Source organism: Candidatus Sulfotelmatobacter sp., assembly GCA_035498555.1.
Taxonomy (GTDB): domain Bacteria; phylum Eisenbacteria; class RBG-16-71-46; order RBG-16-71-46; family RBG-16-71-46; genus DATKAB01.
In genome coordinates, this window is sequence record DATKAB010000180.1 from 1 (window position 1) to 16,955 (window position 16,955).

Here is a 16,955-nt window from a genome sequence, read left to right on the forward strand (position 1 = left end):
GTCAATTCGAAGCGCGCGCCTGCCGACCCGCCAGCATTTTCACGAAGCTGCGGCCGCGGATCTCCTCGAGCGTGAGCCCGGTGGCGAGCGCCTCGGCTTCCGTCAGCGCCCCGCACGAGAGCCCGCGCAGGAAGAAGTTGAGCAGGCCTTGGCCGGTTGCGGCGTCGTCGAACACCGAGCCCGAGAGCGTCGCCCGCGCCGCCTTGTCCACGAAGGCGCGGAGCCGGGCGGCGGCCTCGGCGCGGGCCTCGAGGAAGAACGAGAACACGGCGGCGTAGCGGGAGGGGAGCTGCGCGGGATTCAGATCCCAGCCCTGGTAGTAGGCGTTGCGCAGCGAGGTGCGCACGTCGTCGAAATGGATCTTCCAGGCGCGATGAACCGCGGCGACGTTCTCCTTGATCTGCGCCGGGGTGAGCGGGGCACCAATGCCGGCGCGGTGCGGGCCGACCGGCAGGATGGTGGTGGCTCCGTCCGAAATCGTCACGCCGGTGCCGGCCATGGTCACCTGGATCACGTGCCGCGCGAAGTCGCAGGCGATGTGGGATGGCATCTGGAATCGGGCGGTGATGTTGCAGCCGGCGGTGTAGTCGTAGGTGCCGAAGTGGGCGCCGCGCACGCGGCCTCGGCCGGCGCGCACCAGCGCGGGCAAGGCAAACAGGCCGTCCGCCCCGATGATGCTCTGGGTGGTCTCGACCATCAGCTCGATCGGGATCGCGCCCGCCGGGAGCGACAGCCGGCGCTCGAGTGCGGCCAGCGCCTCCACCAGCACGGTCACCTGCTCGGCGCTGGTGATCTTGGGCAGTGTCACCACGAAGTCGCGGGGAAGCTCGCCGCCGGTCGAGCGAACCAACGCAGTCAGGAACAGATCGAGCGTGCGCAGCGAGCGCCGGTGGAGCTCTTCGGTCAGCGGCTTGATGCGGATACCGATCGCCGGGGGCAGCAGCTTTTCCTTCAATCCGCGCGCGACTTCCTCGGCGTCTTTCACGGCGTCGCGATCCTCTTCGGCGTCTTGGCGATTGCCGTAGCCGTCCTCGAAGTCGATGCGGAAGTCCTCGACCGGCTCGCGTTTGAGCTTTTCCACCACCCGCGCGTGGATGGTGCGCTGGTACTCGGCGTCGCCGGGAAGCTCGAGCGCGCGCGCGAAGGTCGAGGGGTCGGGCGCGTATTCCTCGAGCGAGCGCCGCGCCGCCGAGCCCAGCTTCGCCGCGATGTCCGCCGAGAACAGCTGCGCGCCGCCATAGACGGTGTGAACCGGCTGGCGGTCGAGCCGGTCGCCGGGGTAGGCTTCCGCGACTTTCCGGTTGGCTTCGGCGAGGCGCGCGAGCAGCGCGCGCAGGTCGTCGGGCTCGAGCGTGGTGGACATGAGCGATCTCCAGGTGGAAGCGCCGAATGTAGGGCGCGGGCGAGCGGGAGGCGAGCGAAATCCGATGCCGCAACAGGGATTGGTCACGAGCCGCGTGGTGGTGGAGCGCAACTTCTGCCTGCTTCCGCCCGAGGGCGTTCCCGCGAGCGTGCTGCCCGAATGGACCGCCACCACCGCGCGCATTCTCGCCGCGCCGGCGCTGGGCGCGCGTTTCGCGATGTACCTGTTCGAGGTCGGCGCCGAGGGCGGCGCAGGTCACAAGCTGCCGGATGGCATCGAAGGCTTCATCTACGTGCTCGACGGCGCCCTCGAGCTGGATCTCAACAGCCGCGGCCACCGGATGAGCGCCGGCGGTTTCGCCTATCTCACGCCGGGCTCGCGATTCCGGGTGCACGTCAAGCAGCGCGCGCGGGTTCTGTGCCTGAAGAAGCGCTTCCAGGCGTTCGACCACAATCCGCCGCACGACGTGGTCGGCACGGAGGGCGAGGTGAAGGGCGAGCCGTTCATGGACGTCCAGGAGCTGCTGCTCAAGAAGCTGCTGCCCGACGATGTCAGCTACGACATGGCGATGAACATCTTCACCTTCCCGCCGGGATTTTCGCTGCCGATCACCGAGACCCACGTGATGGAGCACGGCCTCTACATGTTGCAGGGCCAGGGCGTCTATTACCTGGGCGACCGTTGGATGGAAGTGAAAGCCGGCGACTTCATCTGGATGGGCCCCTTCTGCCCGCAGTCGTTCTACGCCACCAGCTCCGAGCCGGCGCGTTACATCTACTACAAGGACGTGAATCGCGACGTCGAGCTGTAGCGCGCGATTGGCATCTTGCCGATGATGCTTCCCGTGGATTCACTGGTCGGCCGCACGCTTTCCCGCTATCGCCTGCTGGAGCGGGTCGGCGCCGGCTCGATGGGCGTGGTCTATCGCGCGCACGACGAACGGCTCGGTCGCGACGTGGCGATCAAGGTGCTGCCCGAATCCACGCTGGTCGACGACGCTTCGCGCACCCGTTTCCGACAGGAGGCGATGGCCCTGTCGCGTCTCAACCACGCCAACATCGAGACCGCGCTCGATTTCGACAGTGATTCCGGCACCGACTTCCTGGTCACCGAGTTCGTGCCCGGGCACTCGCTCGAGAAGCGGCTGGAGCGCGGACCGCTCGACGAGTCCGAGGTGGTGGCGATCGGCATTCAGATCGCCGAGGCGCTCGAGGCGGCGCACGATCAGGGCGTGATCCATCGCGATCTCAAGCCCTCCAACGTGCTGCTGACTCCGAAGGGCCAGGTCAAGCTGCTCGACTTCGGCCTCGCGCGCTTGCACGACGCGGCCGGCGAGACCGCCGCCACGGTGAGCGGACCGCGCGGGGCCGCGTTCGCCGGCACGCTGGCCTACGGCGCGCCCGAGTTGTTCGGCGGCGCTGCGGCCAGCGCCCGGAGCGACGTGTACGCGCTGGGCGTGGTGTTGTTCGAGCTGGCAACCGGCCACCGCCCGCACGAGGAAACGCTGATCCCGGCCCTGATCTATTCGATCGTCCACTCGCCGGCGCCATCGCCGCGCGCGTTGCGCCCCGAGCTGAGCGAAGGTTTCTCCCAGATCGTGCTGGCCGCGCTGGCGACGGATCCCGGCCGGCGCACCCCGACCGCGCGGCGCGTGGCCGACCAGCTGCGCGGCGGGAGCGGCGCGAAAGCTGCCCTCGCGAGCGAGCCACAGCCGATCCGCTCGCTGGCGGTGATGCCGCTCGCCAATCTCTCCGGCGATCCGGCGCAGGAGTTCTTCGCCGACGGCATGACCGACGCGCTGATCGCGAGCCTGGCCCGCATCGGCGCCCTGCGCGTGATCTCGCGCACGTCGGTGATGACCTACAAGGGGGCGAGAAAGCCGCTTCCGCAGATCGCGCGAGAGGTGGACGTGGACGCCATCGTCGAGGGCGCGGTGCTCCGTTCGGGTGAGCGCGTGCGGATCACCGCGCACCTGGTGCGCGCCGCCAACGACAGCCAGCTGTGGAGCGAGAGCTACGAGCGCGACATCGGCGACATCCTGCGCTTGCAGTCGGACGTGGCCCAGGCGATCGCCGACAGCATCAAAGTCCATGTGACCGCCGAGGAGCGCGAGCGGCTCGCGGACGAGCGCGCCGTGAATCCCGAAGCGCATCTCGCCTATCTGCGCGGCCGCTACCTGTGGAACAAATGGACGCCGGACGAGCTGCGCGCCGCCATCGAGCAGTTCCGGCAAGCGCTGGGGATCGATCCCAGCTACGCGCTCGCCTACGCCGGCCTCGCCGACTGTTACGGCGTGCTCGGCAACATCAACGCCATGCCCCACGACGAGGCGTACGCCAGCGCCCGCGCGATGGCGCTGAAGGGGCTCGAGCTGGACGACACGGTGGCGGAGCTCCACGGCTCGCTGGGCTACGTGCTGCGCTTCCGCGACTGGGACTGGGCCGGCGCCGAGCGTGAGCTGCGGCGCAGTGTCGAGCTGAATCCCGGCTACGCCAACGGCCTGCGCTGGCACGCCCAGCTGCTCTCGAGCCTCGGCCGGCATGCCGAGGCGATCGTCGAGTCACGCCGCGCGCTCGAGATGGATCCGCTCTCGCTGATCATCTACGCGGCGGTCGGCGACGTCTACTTCTTCGCCCGCCAGTACGATCGGGCCATCGAATACTACCGGCGCAGCACCGCGCTGGATCCGAGCTTCCTGCCCGGGCACACGGACCTCGCGCGCGCCTATGAGCAGAAGGGAATGCTCGACGAGGCGATCGCCGAGTACAAGCTCTCGATCGCGCTCGAGCGCAGCGACCCCGGCATGTCGGCGGGGCTCGCCCACACCTACGCCCTGGCCGGGCGGAAGGAGGAGTCGCGCGAGATTCTCGGGCGGCTGATCGAGCGGGCACGCCGCGAATTCGCCCCGACCTTCGGCATCGCCACCATTCATGCCTGTCTGGGCGAGGTCGACGCGGCCTTCGAGTGGCTCGATCAGGCGTACGCGCGTCGCGACGGCGCGCTCGGCCTGCTCAAGGTGCACCCGCGACTGGACGGCCTGCGCGGCGATCCCCGGTTCGCGGCGCTGCTGAAGAAGATGAGGCTCGACGACTAGGAAGTCGTCTCGACGCTCCCGCGCTGCCATTCGTAGCGCTTGCCGCCCAGCCAGCACTGGGGAATCGCCGGCACCGCGAGCGCGATCGCGTGCCAGCGCGGGCCGAGATGCTGACCTCCATCCGGCGCTCGACATGACTGGTCCCTCGGCGGCAGGGCTACCACTCGCTGCCGTGAATCCCCGGCTGATTGTCGCGTATCTCGCTTGGCACCCGCGCACCCACGTCCTACAGTGCGACGGATGAAACGCTCGTCCGTCCGCCGCACTCGTGCCACCACGCTCCGCCGCCCGTCCGCGGTCGGCGTCTCCATCCCCAAGCTCGAGGCGCCCGACAAGGTGACCGGCCGCGCGCTCTACGTCGACGACCTGCGCGTGCCCGGAATGCTGCACGGCCGGACGGTGCGCTCCACCATCGCTCACGGGAGGATCAAACGCATCCAGCTCGATCCGGCCTTCGACTGGCGCGACCTGGTGGTCGCGGACCATCGCGACATTCCCGGCGAGAACGTGGTGGCGTTGATCGAGGACGATCAGCCGCTGCTGGCGGTGGAAGAGATCCGCCATGCCGACGAGCCGATTCTGCTGCTGGCTCACGAAGATGCCGAGCGCGTCGAGGCCGCCACCCGCGCGGTCAAGATCGAATACGAGACCCTCGAACCGGTGCTCACGGTCGAGGACTCGCTGGCGAAGCGCGCTTTGATCCACGGCGACGACAACGTGTTCAAGGAGATCTTGATCGAGCGCGGCGACCTCGAGGCCGGATTCGCGTCCGCCGATCGGATCGTTGAAGGCGAGTACCGCGTCGGGCACCAGGAGCACATCTACATCGAGAACAACGGCATGATCGCCGAGCGCACGCCGGAAGGAGGGCTGCTGCTGCGCGGATCCCTGCAGTGCCCGTACTACGTGCACCACGCGGTGCTCCGCGCCTTTCACCTGCCGGCCGAGAAGGTGCGCGTGATCCAGACCGTGACCGGCGGCGGATTCGGAGGCAAGGAAGAGTATCCCTCCATGATCGGCGCGCACGCGGCGCTGCTCGCCTGGAAGAGCGGCAGGCCGGTCAAGATCATGTACGACCGGCTCGAGGACATCGCCGCCACCACCAAGCGCCATCCGGCGGTGATGCGTGTGCGTGCGGGAGTGAGACGCGACGGCACCTTCACCGCCTACGACATGGACTGCGTGATGGACGGCGGTGCGTACGTGACGCTCTCGCCGGTGGTGCTGTCGCGCGGCGCGATCCACGCCGCCGGGCCCTATCGCTGGCCGGCGGCGCGGATCCGCGCCCGCGCCGTGGCCACCCACACACCTCCCAACGGCGCGTTCCGCGGTTTCGGTGCGCCGCAGACCCAGTTTGCGGTCGAGTGCCACGTCGATCGCATCGCGGCCGAGCTGGGAATCGACCCGCTCGAGTTGCGCCGTCACAACGCGCTCCGGATCGGCGATGCCACGCCGACCGGGCAGACGCTGCGGGAGAGCGTGAGCGCGGTCGAGTGCCTGGATCGAACCGCGCAGCTGGCCGGCTACCCTGCCAGGCGTGCCCGCTTCGATCGCCAGAACGTGGCGGCAGAGCGCGCGGAGAAGAGCGGCAGGGCGCGCGCGGATCGGCGCGCGCCGGCCCGCCGCCTGCGCCGCGGCATCGGTCTTGCGCTCGCCTACCACGGCGCCGGCTTCACGGGCAGCGGCGAAACCCGGCTCGCGTCGGTGGTGGCGCTGGACCTCGCGCCCGACGGGCGGCCGCGCGCCCGCGCTGCCAGCACCGAGATCGGCCAGGGCACCACCACGATCTTCGCGCAGATGGTGGCCGAGAGCCTCGGCGTCTCGCCCGGACTGGTGCGCATCCAGACTCCCGACACGCGCGAGGTGCCGAACAGCGGGCCCACGGTGGCTTCGCGCACCTGCATGGTGGTCGGTGGTTTGCTGGCGCGCTGCGGCACCCGCATGCGCGAGCGGCTCGAGCTATTCGCCGAGCGGCCGCTGCGGGGCGACGCCGACTTCCGAGCGGTGGCGCGCCGTTTCCTCGGGCAGCGCGGCGAGCTGCGACTCGAGGAGAAGTACGAGAAGCCGGCCTGGATCGAGTGGGACGACGAACACTATCGCGGCGACGCCTATCCGGTGTTCTCGTACGGCTCGTGCGCGGTCGAGGTCGAAGTGGACCTCGACACCGGCGAGACGCGCGTGGTCGACGTGGTGACCGCGCAGGACATCGGCAAGGCGATCCATCCGGTGCTGGCCGCCGGACAGATCGAGGGCGGGACGTTGCAGGCGCTGGGCTGGGCGCTGCTCGAGGAAGTGCGCTGGAAGGACGGCCGGGTCTGGAACCACCAGCTGACCAACTACATCATTCCCACTTCGGCCGACGCGCCGCCGATGAGAGTCGCAATTCTCGAACATCCGTTTTCGGGTGGCCCCTTCGGCGCCAAGGGCGTGGGCGAGCTGCCGATGGACGTGCCGGCGCCGGCGGTGATCGCGGCCATCGCGCAGGCCACGGGCCGGCGGCTCGATGCGATTCCCGCGACACCCGAGCGCGTGCTGCGCGCGCTCGCGGCCGGGGCCGGGCGGTGAGCGAGACCTTCCGCATCACGCTCCACGTCAACGGCCGGCGCCGTCGAGTCACGGCGCCGCCGATGAAGCGCCTGCTCGACGTGCTGCGCGAGGATTGCGGGCTCAGCGGCGCCAAGGAGGGCTGCGGCGAGGGCGAATGCGGAGCGTGCAGCGTGCTGATCGACGGCCGCTCGGTGTGCTCGTGCCTGGTGTCGGCCGCGCAGGCCGAGGGTTCGCGCATCACGACCGTCGAAGGGCTGGCGAAGGGCGCCACCCTGTCGCGCCTGCAGCGCGAGTTCGTCGAACACGGCGCCGCGCAATGCGGCATCTGCACCCCGGGCATGCTGATCACTTCCACCGAACTGCTGCGGCGCTCGCGCGGTCGCGTTCCGAGCGAAGACGAGGTGCGCGAGGCGCTGGCCGGGAATCTCTGCCGCTGCACCGGCTACCAGAAGATCGTGGACGCGGTGCGCGCGGCGGCACGCGGCGGCACGCGGCCACGCGCGGCGGCGCGCTCGCGCGGCCGGAAGCCACGCGCGCGATGAGATCCGCGCTCTCGGCGCTCGAGCTCTCGAGGCCGCGCCGGCTCGATGAAGCGCTCGAGCTGATGGCGATGCGCGACCGCCCCACGCCGCTGGCCGGCGGCACCGATCTCTACGTCTATCTCAACGCCGGCACGCTCTCCGCCACGCGCTTCATGGACGTGACGCGTGTCGCCGAGCTGAAACGCCTGCGAGTGGCGCGCGAGGCGGTGACGATCGGCGGCGGCGTCACGTTTCGCGAGCTTCGCGAGCATGCCGCGATCCGGCGGCGATTTCCTTCGCTGGCGGCCGCGGCCGCGGAGGTCGGCGCGTGGCAGATCCAGAACCGCGCCACCCTCGCCGGCAATGTCGCCAACGCCTCGCCGGCCGGGGATTCGCTGCCCGTGCTGCTCGCTCATGACGCGGTGGTGCAGGTCCGATCGCTGCGCGGCGGCCGCGACATCCCGTTCGCCGAGCTCTATCGGGGCTATCGGGACCTCGCGCTCGAGCCCGACGAGCTGATTACGGCGATTACGCTGCCCGAGCCGCCGCGCGGCGCTCGCGCATTCTTCCGCAAAGTGGGAACGCGGCGAGCGCAGAGCATCTCGAAGGTGGTGTTCGCAGGAGTGATCGCGCTGGAGCGCGGGCGCGTGACGCACGCGCGTCTGGCCTACGGCAGCATGGCGCCGGTGCCGGCGCGCGCGCGGCATGCGGAAGCAGCGCTGCTGGGTCGCGCGCTCACCACGGCGGCGGCCGCCGAAGCTCGAGAATCGCTGGCCCGGGACCTCGTTCCAATCGACGACATCCGCTCGGATCGGGAGTACCGCATGAACGTCGCCGGCAACCTGCTCGAGCGGTTCCTGCATCCGCTCCTGAAGCCGGCCTGAACTCGCCCCACGCTCGTGATCGAGAGGGCGGCGGACTCTCGCGGCGCAGCTTTCCGTTCAGCCCCGCCCGGCGATTGCCGATAAACCTCCGCAAGGAAGCCGCGCGTCTTCGGGCGCGCGAAGGATGGCCGTCCGGAGGCGCCGAGTCGGACGGCACGTCGGGAGACGGCGGGAGGGATACGGAATGTCCGAGGCGAAGCATCCCACGATGGGCGAGCTCTCACGCGCCCTGGGTCGTCTGGCCGACCGTGTACTCGAGTCGGACGAGCCACAGCTCGAAAACTACGTCTCGCAACGCCTCCGTTCCGCCATGAACGAGCTCCAGAGGTTCATTCCCGGGCTCGACGAACCCGCCGATCGTGAGGCGGCGAAGGGTCTCGCGCGCGGCGCCGAGACCGCGCTGCGTCGCGGCCATGCTCGTGAGGCCCTGTCTCGCGCCCTGCGCGGCCTGTCGTTCTCGCCGCACGAGCCGCTGCTCTGCTATCTCGCCGCTTCGGCCTGCTTCGAGCTGGGTGCGGTCGAAGGCGCCATGCGACTGCTCACGCACACGTTGTGGCTCCACCCCGGCCACCACGCGGCCCGCGCCGATCTCGAGGCGCTGACCGCCTACTTCGACAACCGGGAGGATGAGGACCGGGCCGCATGAGGCTGTTGCTCATCGTGGACCAGTTCGATCGGTCCACGTTGTGCGAGCCCGCCTGGTGGATGTGGGACGTGGCCGAGCACGCCGCGGCCCACGGCCACCGGGTCGAGGCGATTACGCTGCGCGCCAAGGGCCCCGAGGCCGACGTGCCGCCGGGCGTGCAAGTGCTGGCGCAAGGCGGCGACGGTCTGGAGCCCGCGCTGGTCGCGGCGCTCGCGCGCCATCCGGACGTGATTCACCTCGCCACGCCCGGGCCCCTGAGCGCGCGCGTCATCGAGTACCTCCGCGACGCACCGCTGATGCTCGACGTCTTCGGCCACTGGCCGGTGTGCCCGCAGAACGACCTCATGCGCCGGCCGCAGTACGTGCGCTGCGACGTCCGCTATCCCGCCGAGGCCTGTGGCGAGTGCGCGGGCATGGAGAAGCTGCGGGAGATGGAAGTGCGCAGTCGCTTGCTCTCGCGGGCGCCGGCCATCGTCACGCACGCGCGCGTTCAGGCCGAGCGCCTGAGCACGCTGCTCGGCCGCGCGGTGGACCAGATCGGGTTCGGCGTGGATACGGAGCGCTTTCGGCCCGATCCGGTTCCGCCCGTCAACGCCAACGCGCGAGCGCTGTACGAAACGCGGGGCGACAGGCCGCGGGCGCTGTTTCTCGGTCCGCCGGAGCACGCGCGCGGCGCCGGCATCCTCGTGGATCTGCTGGTGGGCGTGCGGGCCCGGGTCTCTGACGCGACCATGGTGGTGGTGGGCCGCGACCCCGCCAACCCCGAATGGGCCACCGCGGCCGGCGAGGAGCTGCGCGAGCTGGGGCTCTCCGGCCACATCGAGCTGCTCGACGCCGTCGCAGCGGGCGACCTGCCCGGCGTGATCGCCGCCTGCGACGTGGCGATCTCGCCGTCGCTGTGGGACGACGTCGGCGGATTGTTCGTGCTGCAGGCGTTTGCCTGCGGCATTCCAGTCGTGACGACCGGGCGCGGCGGGCTCGCCGAACTGGTGCAGCACGGCAGTGGCATGATCGCGTCGCCCGACACGCCGGCCCTGTTCGCCGATCGCATCGCGATGCTCCTCAGCCACGACGAGGCGCGCCGCTTGATGGGCGACGCGGCGCGGCTGCATGCCGTCGAACATCACGATCGCGCGCGCAGCCTCGAAGCGCTCGATGCCGTCCGGCAGCGCGTGGTCGAAGCCGGACTGAGCGAGGCGGCGTAGCCGCGATTCGAGTCCCGTGGCGCCACCTGGGGCCGCGGGTTTGCGCGTCGCCGACGCGACCGGGACAATGATGATTCGATGATCTCCCGCCGCCTGCCCATCGGCCGCCTGGCCGCGCTCGTCGCGGTTGCGGTTGGCGCGATCGTGATCGCCACCCACAGCTGGGCGCCGCGCTGGCGACCCCTGGCCCCGGGGATCGACTTCGCGCTGATGCGCGCCGACCGCTTCTGCCGGCGGGGCTCGCCCGACGTGGCGGTGCTCCGCATCGATCCGGTTCGCGCCCGCATCGCGGTCCATCACTACTCGCGATTGCCGGACCCGCGCCCGCTGCCGGTCACCGAATGGCTCGCGACCACGCGCGCGATCGCGGTGTTCAATGCCGGCCAGTACTATCCGGACTATGGCTACATGGGCATCCTGGTGAGCGGGGGCCGGCCGATCTCGGCGAAGCCTCATCCGGAATTCCGCGCGGCGCTGGTGGCGGAGCCGGTGGGCGGCGGTGCCGGCGCGCACGTGCTCGATCTCGCCCCGGAGTCGCTGGCGATCGTGGCGCAGGCGTGGCGAGAGGTGGCGCAGTCCTTCATGCTGTTCGACAGCGATGGCGAGCTGCGCGTGAGGCATACCGATCAGGACGCGAATCGCACCGTGGTGGGCGAGGACCGGCTCGGGCACCTGCTGGTGTTCACCACCGAAGGCTCCTACACGCTCTGGGATCTCGCGCAGTGGCTCAAGGAATCCAGGCTCGGTCTGGTGCACGCGATGTCCATGGACGGCGGACTCGAGGCCGAGATGTGCATCCGGTCCGGACGGTTCGCTTACGCCAGCTTCGGCCACTGGAATCCCCGTGCCTCGCGCTCCAGCGACCCCGACGACGCGGGCCGCGTGCCGCTGCCGGCCGTGATCTCGGTGAGCGCGCGGTGAGCGAGCGAGCCGGGCGCCGCGCAAACCCACGCGGCGCGACCTTTCCCTGCGCGCGTTGTGGCCGGCCGCTGCGCCGCACGCTCCACGAGCAGCCGCGCAAGATCGGCTGCGAGAGATGCGGCTACCTCCTCTATGACTATCCGCGCGCCTGCGCGGGATTCCTGGTGATGAAGGGCGACGACGTGCTGATGCTGCGTCGAGCGAGTCCGCCCAGGATCGGATGGCTCGACCTACCGGGGGGCTTCATCGAAGCCGGGGAGACGCTCGAAGGCGCCGCGCGCCGCGAGCTGCGCGAGGAGACCGGGCTTCGGGTCCGCCGCGCCGAGTGGCTGGGCTTCTACTGGGATCGCTACTACCTGAAGGGGTTCGGCTGGTTTCCGACCATGAACTTCTACTTCCTCGCGCGCTGGAGCGGGGGAGTCGCGCGTGCCGCCGACGACGCCGCCAGCGCCGAGTGGGTGCCGCTCGCCACGCTCGGGGGCGCCGGACCGCGCTCCGCGCGGTACCCGCGATTCGCCTGGCGGCACATGCGCGAGGTGTTCCGCGATTTGCGCGCGCGGGTGTATCCTCGTCGGGCACTTTCCCGGCGGTCAGGAGGAACCCATGAGCACTCCACGCGAAGACACACTCGCCGCTCCCGAAGCGGCTGAAACCGAATCCGCGGTACGAATCCTCCACAATTTCGTGGGCGGAAAGTGGCAGAAGTCCGACGCCACCGAGTTCGGAGACGTGCGCAATCCGGTCAATGACGAGCTGCTCGCCCGGGTTCCGCTGGGCGCCGCGAGCGACGTGGATCGCGCGGTCCAGGCCGCGCTCAAGGCTTTTCCGCTGTGGCGGAAGACGCCGCCCGTCAACCGGGTGAAGCCGCTGTTCGCGCTCAAGGCGCTGATGGAGCGACGCTTCGACGACATCGCCAGCACGATCACGCTCGAGCACGGCAAGACGCTCGACGAGTCGCGCAGCAGCGTCCGCCGTGCCATCGACAACGTGGACCTCGCGATCGGCATCCCCGACCGCATGATGGGTACCTCGCTCGAAGACATCGCCGCCGGCATCGACTGCCACGTGGTGCGCCAGCCGCTCGGGGTGTTCGCCGCCATCACGCCGTTCAACTTCCCGGCCATGGTGCCGATGTGGTTCCTTCCGCACGCGGTGGCGTGCGGCAACACCTTCATCGTGAAGCCCAGCGAGCGCGTGCCGCTCTCGCAGATCATGCTGTTCGAGCTGATGCACGAAGCGGGCTTCCCCGAGGGCGTGGTCAACCTGGTGCACGGCGGCAGGACCACCGTGGACGCGATTCTCGACCATCCGGGCATCGCCGGGGTTTCGTTTGTGGGCTCGACGCCGGTCGCTCACTACATCTACAAACGCGCCGCCGACAAGGGAAAGCGGGTGCAGGCACTGGGCGGCGCCAAGAACTTCGTGGTGGTGATGCCCGACGCGGAGATGGATCGGACCGCGCAGGTCTCGACCGAATCGTGCTTCGGCTGCGCAGGCGAGCGCTGCCTGGCCAACAGCGTGGTGCTGGCGGTGGGGGACGCCTACGAGCAGATCCGCGACCGGCTGGTCGCCGAGGCGAAGAAGATCGTGGTTGGCGACGGGCTCGAGGCCGGCGTCACCATGGGACCTCTGATCACCAGGCAGCATCGTGACAAGGTGCTCGGCTACATCGAGAAGGGCGTCGCCGAAGGCGCGAAACTGCTGCTGGATGGCCGCGGCTACCGGGATCCGAAGCATCCCAACGGTTACTTCGTGGGGCCGACGATCCTCGACGACGTGAGGCCGGAAATGACCGTCGGCCGCGAGGAGATCTTCGGACCGGTGCTGTGCCTGATGCGCGCCCGGGACTTCGACGACGCGGTGGCGATCGTGCGCAACCACGAGCTGGGCAACGCCACCAGCATCTTCACCACCAGCGGCAAATGGGCGCGGGAATATCGCTACCGCGTGGAGCCCGCGATGCTCGGCGTCAACATCGGCGTCGCGGCGCCGATGGCGTTCTTCCCATTCGGCGGCTCGAAGCAGAGCTTCTTCGGCGACCTCAAGGCGCATGGCCGCGACTCGATCGAGTTCTATACCGACAAGAAGGTGACCATCCAGCGATGGTTCTAGGGAGCGTGAGGAAGTCGGCGCTCCCGAAATCGCTGCTGTTCGGTACGCTGCTGGCGCTGGGGCCGGGGGTCTCGGGCGCCGCACCCGTGCCCGACTCCGCGCGCCTCGATCTCATGCGCGCCGAGGCCGCGCGCTGGAATCACTTCCGCGTGACCTCGGCGCTCGAGCGTCACGAGCTCGAACACCTGACGCTCGATTCGCTGGGCGTGATCCTTGCCGCCCCGCTGCGCCGCCCTGCCGTGATCGCGGGCGGTCCTGCGCCGCCGGTGCAGTCGAGCGTCATTCGCTGGTCCGACATCGATCGCATCGACGCCGGGCGATCGCACGCCATCAGCGGGTTCTTCCAGGGCGCGCTGGTCGGCGGGATGGCGGGTGTGACGGCAGGCTTCATCTACGCCAACAACGCCGAGGGGGAAGCGGCGCTGGGCGCGGTCAGCGCGCCGCTTGTCGGGATCCTGCTCGGCGGATTCGTCGGAGCCTCGATCGGCGGTTCGCCGAAGTGGGAGACGTTCTACCCCTAGGCTCCGTCGGGAAAGGCCGCACGAGCACGTTAGGAGTGCCGGTGGGCCAGACGGAGCCCGGGCGGTCGGGTCTAGGGCTGTTTCGAGCCCAGCGCCGCCAGCTCGCGCCTGATCCGGGCGACATTGTGGTCGCGGTTGTCCGGATTGCCGATCGCTCGCGCCGATTCGAGCGCCTGCTCGAGGCACGTGCGCGCGCCCGCAGAGTCCCCCGCGGCGATCATGGCCTCGGCCCGGGTCCGCTGCAGCCAGGAACGCCCGAGCGGTCCGGTCACGTGGGCGAGGCCGCGATCGCAGGCGGCGATCGCCTGATCGTAGTGACCCGCGATCTGCTCGACTTGCGCCCGCCGCAACGAGGCGTTGTAGTTGGAGGGCATGGCATGTTCGGAGGCTTGCAACGCCGCGAGCACGCGCGGCAGCTCGCTCGAGTCCACCAGCGCGTCGACGCGGGCGATGTCGAGCGCCGAGCGCTCGTTGTCGTCGCCGGGCGGGATGGCGTCGATCTCGTCCAGCCATCGATGACTGAGCTGCAGCGCGCGCGTCGTGTCTCCACGCGACTGCGCGGCCATGATGAGCTGCTGGTAGAGCTGAAAGCGGTGGTCGCGCAGCGCCGCAGGCATCGCGATCGCTTCGTCTCCCAGCGGCTCGAGAATCTTCTGCGCCGACCTGGCCCAGCTCGAATCGCCGCCTTGCAGGCTCGAGGCGAAGCCGGCGAGCACCACGCTGGCGAATCGCGCGTCGCGCCGCATGCGTGGCGCTTCGACGGCGGCGGTTTCGGCGCACGCGCGCACGCTGCCCGCCACCCACAGCGACCAGGTCAGCGAGCCGACAGCGTGGAGGCGCTCCGGCCAGCCGCGCGGAGCGAGCGCCAGCGCCTCGCGATAGTGAGCCGACGCCTTCGCGAACTCGCCGTGGCCCAGCGCTTCGTCACCGCGCGCCAGCGCTGCATCGGCGGGAGGGAGCGCCTCGGACCTGAAGCCCCGCTCGCCCTGGTCGAGGAAGCGCTCGAGCTCCGGCAGCGTCATGCCGCCGAGGTGTGTCGCGGTCGCGCGCTCGGTGGCCGGATCGAGCACGTAGAGCGACGGCGTGTAGGCGACGTGGCGGCGCCCGATGAACGGCTGGTTGGCGGGCCGGTCGTAGTCCAGTTCGAGCCAGACGAACCGTCCGGCCTGCCTCACGAGAGCGGGATCGTCGAGCGACGCTCTCATGAGACGACATGAGTATCACCACGGCGCCCAGACTTCGACGAACAGTGGCAGATGGCGTTGAGTGGCTTCGGCCCGTGCCCGGGCGTAGTCGTCGTTGATGATCGGGAGGTGGGTGGCGGTCCCCGAACCCGTCGCCGAAGCCGCCAGGGTGGTGAACAGGACCGCGGCTGCGAATCGCATGCTCTGCTCCTCTCGAGGATTTCCGATGGACTCCGGCCCCCGATCAGGCTAGAGATCCATGGGTCCGGTTGCCAGAGCCATTTATGGTTCTGAGAATGGACCGATTGGGGGGGGAAACGGTGCGCCGATCACGAGGCGTCCTGCTGCCGCCGGTGAGCGCCAGCCGGGTCCGGCGCCGCGACCTGTTTCGCGCGCTCCACGGCGCGGTGCTCGAGGGGGTGCTGGCGCCCGGGGAGCGGCTGCCCTCGAGCCGCCAGGCGGCCCTCGACTACGGCGTCTCGCGCGGGCTGGTGGAAGAAGTCTACGCCCAGCTCACCGAGGAGGGCCTGCTGGACCGCTCGGTGGGTCGCGGCACCTTCGTTGCCGCGAGCGCTCGACGTCTCGCCGCGCCGGCAAGACGCGCAGAGACGGCCCGCCGCTCGCGCTCTCCTTCGCGTCGCGGCCGCGCGATCGCGAGCAACGCCACCTGCCGCGAGCCCCCCGAGCCGCGGGCGTTCAACGCCGGCATCGCCGACACTCGCGACTTCCCGACACGAACGTGGTTGCGACTGCAGGCACGCGCCGCGCGTGAGCTGGGCCGGCGCGCGTTGGACTTCGCCGATCCGCGCGGGCTACCCGCCCTGCGTGCCTCGATCGCCCGCCACCTGGCGCAATTTCGTGGGATTCGCTGCGACGCGTCGCAGGTCATCATCTTCAACAGCGCCCAGCAGGCGCTCTATGCGCTGGCCCTCCTGTTGCTCGATCGCGGCGATCCGGTGTGGATCGAGGATCCGGCCTATCCCGGCGCGCGCGCCGCGTTCGAGCTGGCCGGCGCGACCCTGACGCCGGTGCCGGTGGACGATCAGGGTTTGCGGGTGGACGTCGGAGTGCGCCTCGCGCCTCGCGCCCGCCTGGCCTACGTGACTCCGGCTCATCAGTATCCGACCGGCGCGGCCCTGAGCCTCGAGCGCCGCATCGCGCTGCTCGATTGGGCGGAGAAGCACGACTCGTGGCTGGTGGACGACGACTACGACGGCGAGTTCCGTTACGTCGGCCAGCCCCTCACGACGCTCTACTCGCTCGACCCGCAGGCCCGCGTGCTGTACCTCGGCACGTTGAGCAAGGCGATGTTCGTCTCGATGCGTCTCGCGTTTGCCGTGGTGCCCGAGCGGCTGGTGGAGCCGCTCGCGTCGCTCCGGACTCATCTCGATGGCTTCACGCCGCCCCTCCCCCAGCGGGCGATGAGCCTGTTCATGGACGAGGGACACTTCAACTCTCATTTGCGCCGCATGCGCGCCGTTTACGGGGAGAAGCGCGCGGCGCTGCTGGCGGGCCTTGCCCCCCTCGCGGATCGCGGCTGGTCCTGGCCGGAGAACCCGGCCGGCCTGCACCTGCTGCTGTGTCACCCCGAGGCCCGGCACGTTCGTCGCATCGTCAACGCCAGCTCGCTCGACCTGGCGCGGCTCGAGGCCTACCGGCTTCGGCCCTCCGGCGGCGACGGCCTGTTCCTGCGATTCGGTGGGCTCCCCGAGAGCACCCTGCACGCGGCCACCGCAGCGCTGGTCGCGGCCGAGCGCGACGCGAGGCGCTGAGGCGGCGGTCTCTCTCGCGCGCGGGCGGGCGGCTATAGCGGCGGCGTCCCATTCCTGAGCGGTTTCTAGCAGGTTTCTGGCCGGCGATCCGTATTGCGCTTTGCGCTGAAGCATTGCGCCCGACCGGGCATCACGCTGGGCGCGCACATCGGGGGCGCGAGGCGTTGCTTGGGCTTAAGACGTTT

The 16,955-nt window shown here is 70.1% G+C and carries 16 protein-coding genes; 12 read left to right on the forward strand and 4 right to left on the reverse strand.

All coding sequences use genetic code 11. The features are described 5' to 3' along the window. Nucleotide 1: 1 nt before the first annotated feature. A complete protein-coding gene (locus VMJ70_14165) occupies nt 2-1,363 on the reverse strand; it encodes a hypothetical protein (GenBank protein HTO92271.1) in 1,362 nt (453 codons plus the stop codon). Here VMJ70_14165 and allE point away from each other — a divergent pair. Beyond that, nucleotides 1,362-2,174 (forward strand): (S)-ureidoglycine aminohydrolase, encoded by an 813-nt coding sequence (gene allE, locus VMJ70_14170; protein HTO92272.1) that lies wholly within the window; start codon nt 1,362-1,364, stop codon nt 2,172-2,174. The genes VMJ70_14165 and allE overlap by 2 nt on opposite strands. 33 nt (nt 2,175-2,207) lie before the next feature. Continuing rightward, entirely contained in the window at nt 2,208-4,457 is a 2,250-nt protein-coding gene (locus VMJ70_14175; protein ID HTO92273.1) for a protein kinase, read from the forward strand. Here the strand turns inward: VMJ70_14175 and VMJ70_14180 are convergent. Beyond that, on the reverse strand, nt 4,454-4,621 hold the full coding sequence (locus VMJ70_14180) for a hypothetical protein (GenBank protein HTO92274.1): 168 nt from the start codon (nt 4,619-4,621) through the stop codon (nt 4,454-4,456). The two genes, VMJ70_14175 and VMJ70_14180, sit on opposite strands and share 4 nt — an antisense overlap. 76 nt (nt 4,622-4,697) lie before the next feature. On the opposite strand from VMJ70_14180, the gene VMJ70_14185 reads away from it, so the two are divergent. The 9 genes from VMJ70_14185 to VMJ70_14225 all read left to right on the forward strand — a co-directional run bounded on the left by VMJ70_14185 (nt 4,698) and on the right by VMJ70_14225 (nt 13,814). After that, entirely contained in the window at nt 4,698-7,022 is a 2,325-nt protein-coding gene (locus tag VMJ70_14185) for a xanthine dehydrogenase family protein molybdopterin-binding subunit (protein HTO92275.1), read from the forward strand. Continuing rightward, the gene (locus VMJ70_14190) at nt 7,019-7,546 is read left to right on the forward strand and encodes a (2Fe-2S)-binding protein (protein HTO92276.1); all 528 of its coding nucleotides are present in this window, start codon (nt 7,019-7,021) and stop codon (nt 7,544-7,546) included. The genes VMJ70_14185 and VMJ70_14190 overlap by 4 nt, the downstream gene beginning before the upstream one ends. Then, on the forward strand, nt 7,543-8,409 hold the full coding sequence (locus VMJ70_14195; protein HTO92277.1) for a xanthine dehydrogenase family protein subunit M: 867 nt from the start codon (nt 7,543-7,545) through the stop codon (nt 8,407-8,409). Before VMJ70_14190 ends, VMJ70_14195 begins: the two co-directional genes overlap by 4 nt. A gap of 184 nt (nt 8,410-8,593) precedes the next feature. Continuing rightward, nucleotides 8,594-9,055, forward strand: coding sequence for a hypothetical protein (locus tag VMJ70_14200; protein ID HTO92278.1), 462 nt, complete (start codon nt 8,594-8,596; stop codon nt 9,053-9,055). Next, a complete protein-coding gene (locus VMJ70_14205; protein ID HTO92279.1) occupies nt 9,052-10,260 on the forward strand; it encodes a glycosyltransferase family 4 protein in 1,209 nt (402 codons plus the stop codon). The genes VMJ70_14200 and VMJ70_14205 overlap by 4 nt, the downstream gene beginning before the upstream one ends. Before the next feature lie 78 nt (nt 10,261-10,338). Then, nucleotides 10,339-11,181: a phosphodiester glycosidase family protein gene (locus tag VMJ70_14210; protein ID HTO92280.1), complete on the forward strand. Its 843-nt coding sequence runs from the start codon at nt 10,339-10,341 to the stop codon at nt 11,179-11,181. Next, nucleotides 11,178-11,831 (forward strand): NUDIX hydrolase, encoded by a 654-nt coding sequence (locus tag VMJ70_14215; GenBank protein ID HTO92281.1) that lies wholly within the window; start codon nt 11,178-11,180, stop codon nt 11,829-11,831. Before VMJ70_14210 ends, VMJ70_14215 begins: the two co-directional genes overlap by 4 nt. Next, nucleotides 11,785-13,293: a CoA-acylating methylmalonate-semialdehyde dehydrogenase gene (locus tag VMJ70_14220; GenBank protein HTO92282.1), complete on the forward strand. Its 1,509-nt coding sequence runs from the start codon at nt 11,785-11,787 to the stop codon at nt 13,291-13,293. The genes VMJ70_14215 and VMJ70_14220 overlap by 47 nt, the downstream gene beginning before the upstream one ends. A 5-nt stretch (nt 13,294-13,298) precedes the next feature. Continuing rightward, nucleotides 13,299-13,814, forward strand: a complete 516-nt coding sequence (locus tag VMJ70_14225; protein HTO92283.1) for a hypothetical protein — start codon at nt 13,299-13,301, stop codon at nt 13,812-13,814. A 71-nt stretch (nt 13,815-13,885) separates the two neighbouring features. Here VMJ70_14225 and VMJ70_14230 read toward each other — a convergent pair whose 3' ends face one another. Both VMJ70_14230 and VMJ70_14235 read right to left on the reverse strand, forming a co-directional pair. After that, nucleotides 13,886-14,989 (reverse strand): hypothetical protein, encoded by a 1,104-nt coding sequence (locus tag VMJ70_14230; protein HTO92284.1) that lies wholly within the window; start codon nt 14,987-14,989, stop codon nt 13,886-13,888. A 45-nt stretch (nt 14,990-15,034) separates the two neighbouring features. Further along, nucleotides 15,035-15,199 (reverse strand): hypothetical protein, encoded by a 165-nt coding sequence (locus tag VMJ70_14235; GenBank protein HTO92285.1) that lies wholly within the window; start codon nt 15,197-15,199, stop codon nt 15,035-15,037. Between the two features lie 119 nt (nt 15,200-15,318). Between VMJ70_14235 and VMJ70_14240 the strand changes: the two genes are divergently transcribed. Further along, nucleotides 15,319-16,770, forward strand: coding sequence for a PLP-dependent aminotransferase family protein (locus VMJ70_14240; protein ID HTO92286.1), 1,452 nt, complete (start codon nt 15,319-15,321; stop codon nt 16,768-16,770). Nucleotides 16,771-16,955: the final 185 nt, after the last annotated feature.

Coding starts and splice junctions, on each gene's coding strand:
- allE (HTO92272.1), top strand. CDS start 1,362: ATGAGCGATCTCCAGGTGGAAGCGCCGAATGTAGGGCGCGGGCGAGCG.
- VMJ70_14165 (HTO92271.1), bottom strand. CDS start 1,363: ATGTCCACCACGCTCGAGCCCGACGACCTGCGCGCGCTGCTCGCGCGC.
- VMJ70_14185 (HTO92275.1), top strand. CDS start 4,698: ATGAAACGCTCGTCCGTCCGCCGCACTCGTGCCACCACGCTCCGCCGC.
- VMJ70_14195 (HTO92277.1), top strand. CDS start 7,543: ATGAGATCCGCGCTCTCGGCGCTCGAGCTCTCGAGGCCGCGCCGGCTC.
- VMJ70_14200 (HTO92278.1), top strand. CDS start 8,594: ATGTCCGAGGCGAAGCATCCCACGATGGGCGAGCTCTCACGCGCCCTG.
- VMJ70_14205 (HTO92279.1), top strand. CDS start 9,052: ATGAGGCTGTTGCTCATCGTGGACCAGTTCGATCGGTCCACGTTGTGC.
- VMJ70_14210 (HTO92280.1), top strand. CDS start 10,339: ATGATCTCCCGCCGCCTGCCCATCGGCCGCCTGGCCGCGCTCGTCGCG.
- VMJ70_14220 (HTO92282.1), top strand. CDS start 11,785: ATGAGCACTCCACGCGAAGACACACTCGCCGCTCCCGAAGCGGCTGAA.
- VMJ70_14235 (HTO92285.1), bottom strand. CDS start 15,199: ATGCGATTCGCAGCCGCGGTCCTGTTCACCACCCTGGCGGCTTCGGCG.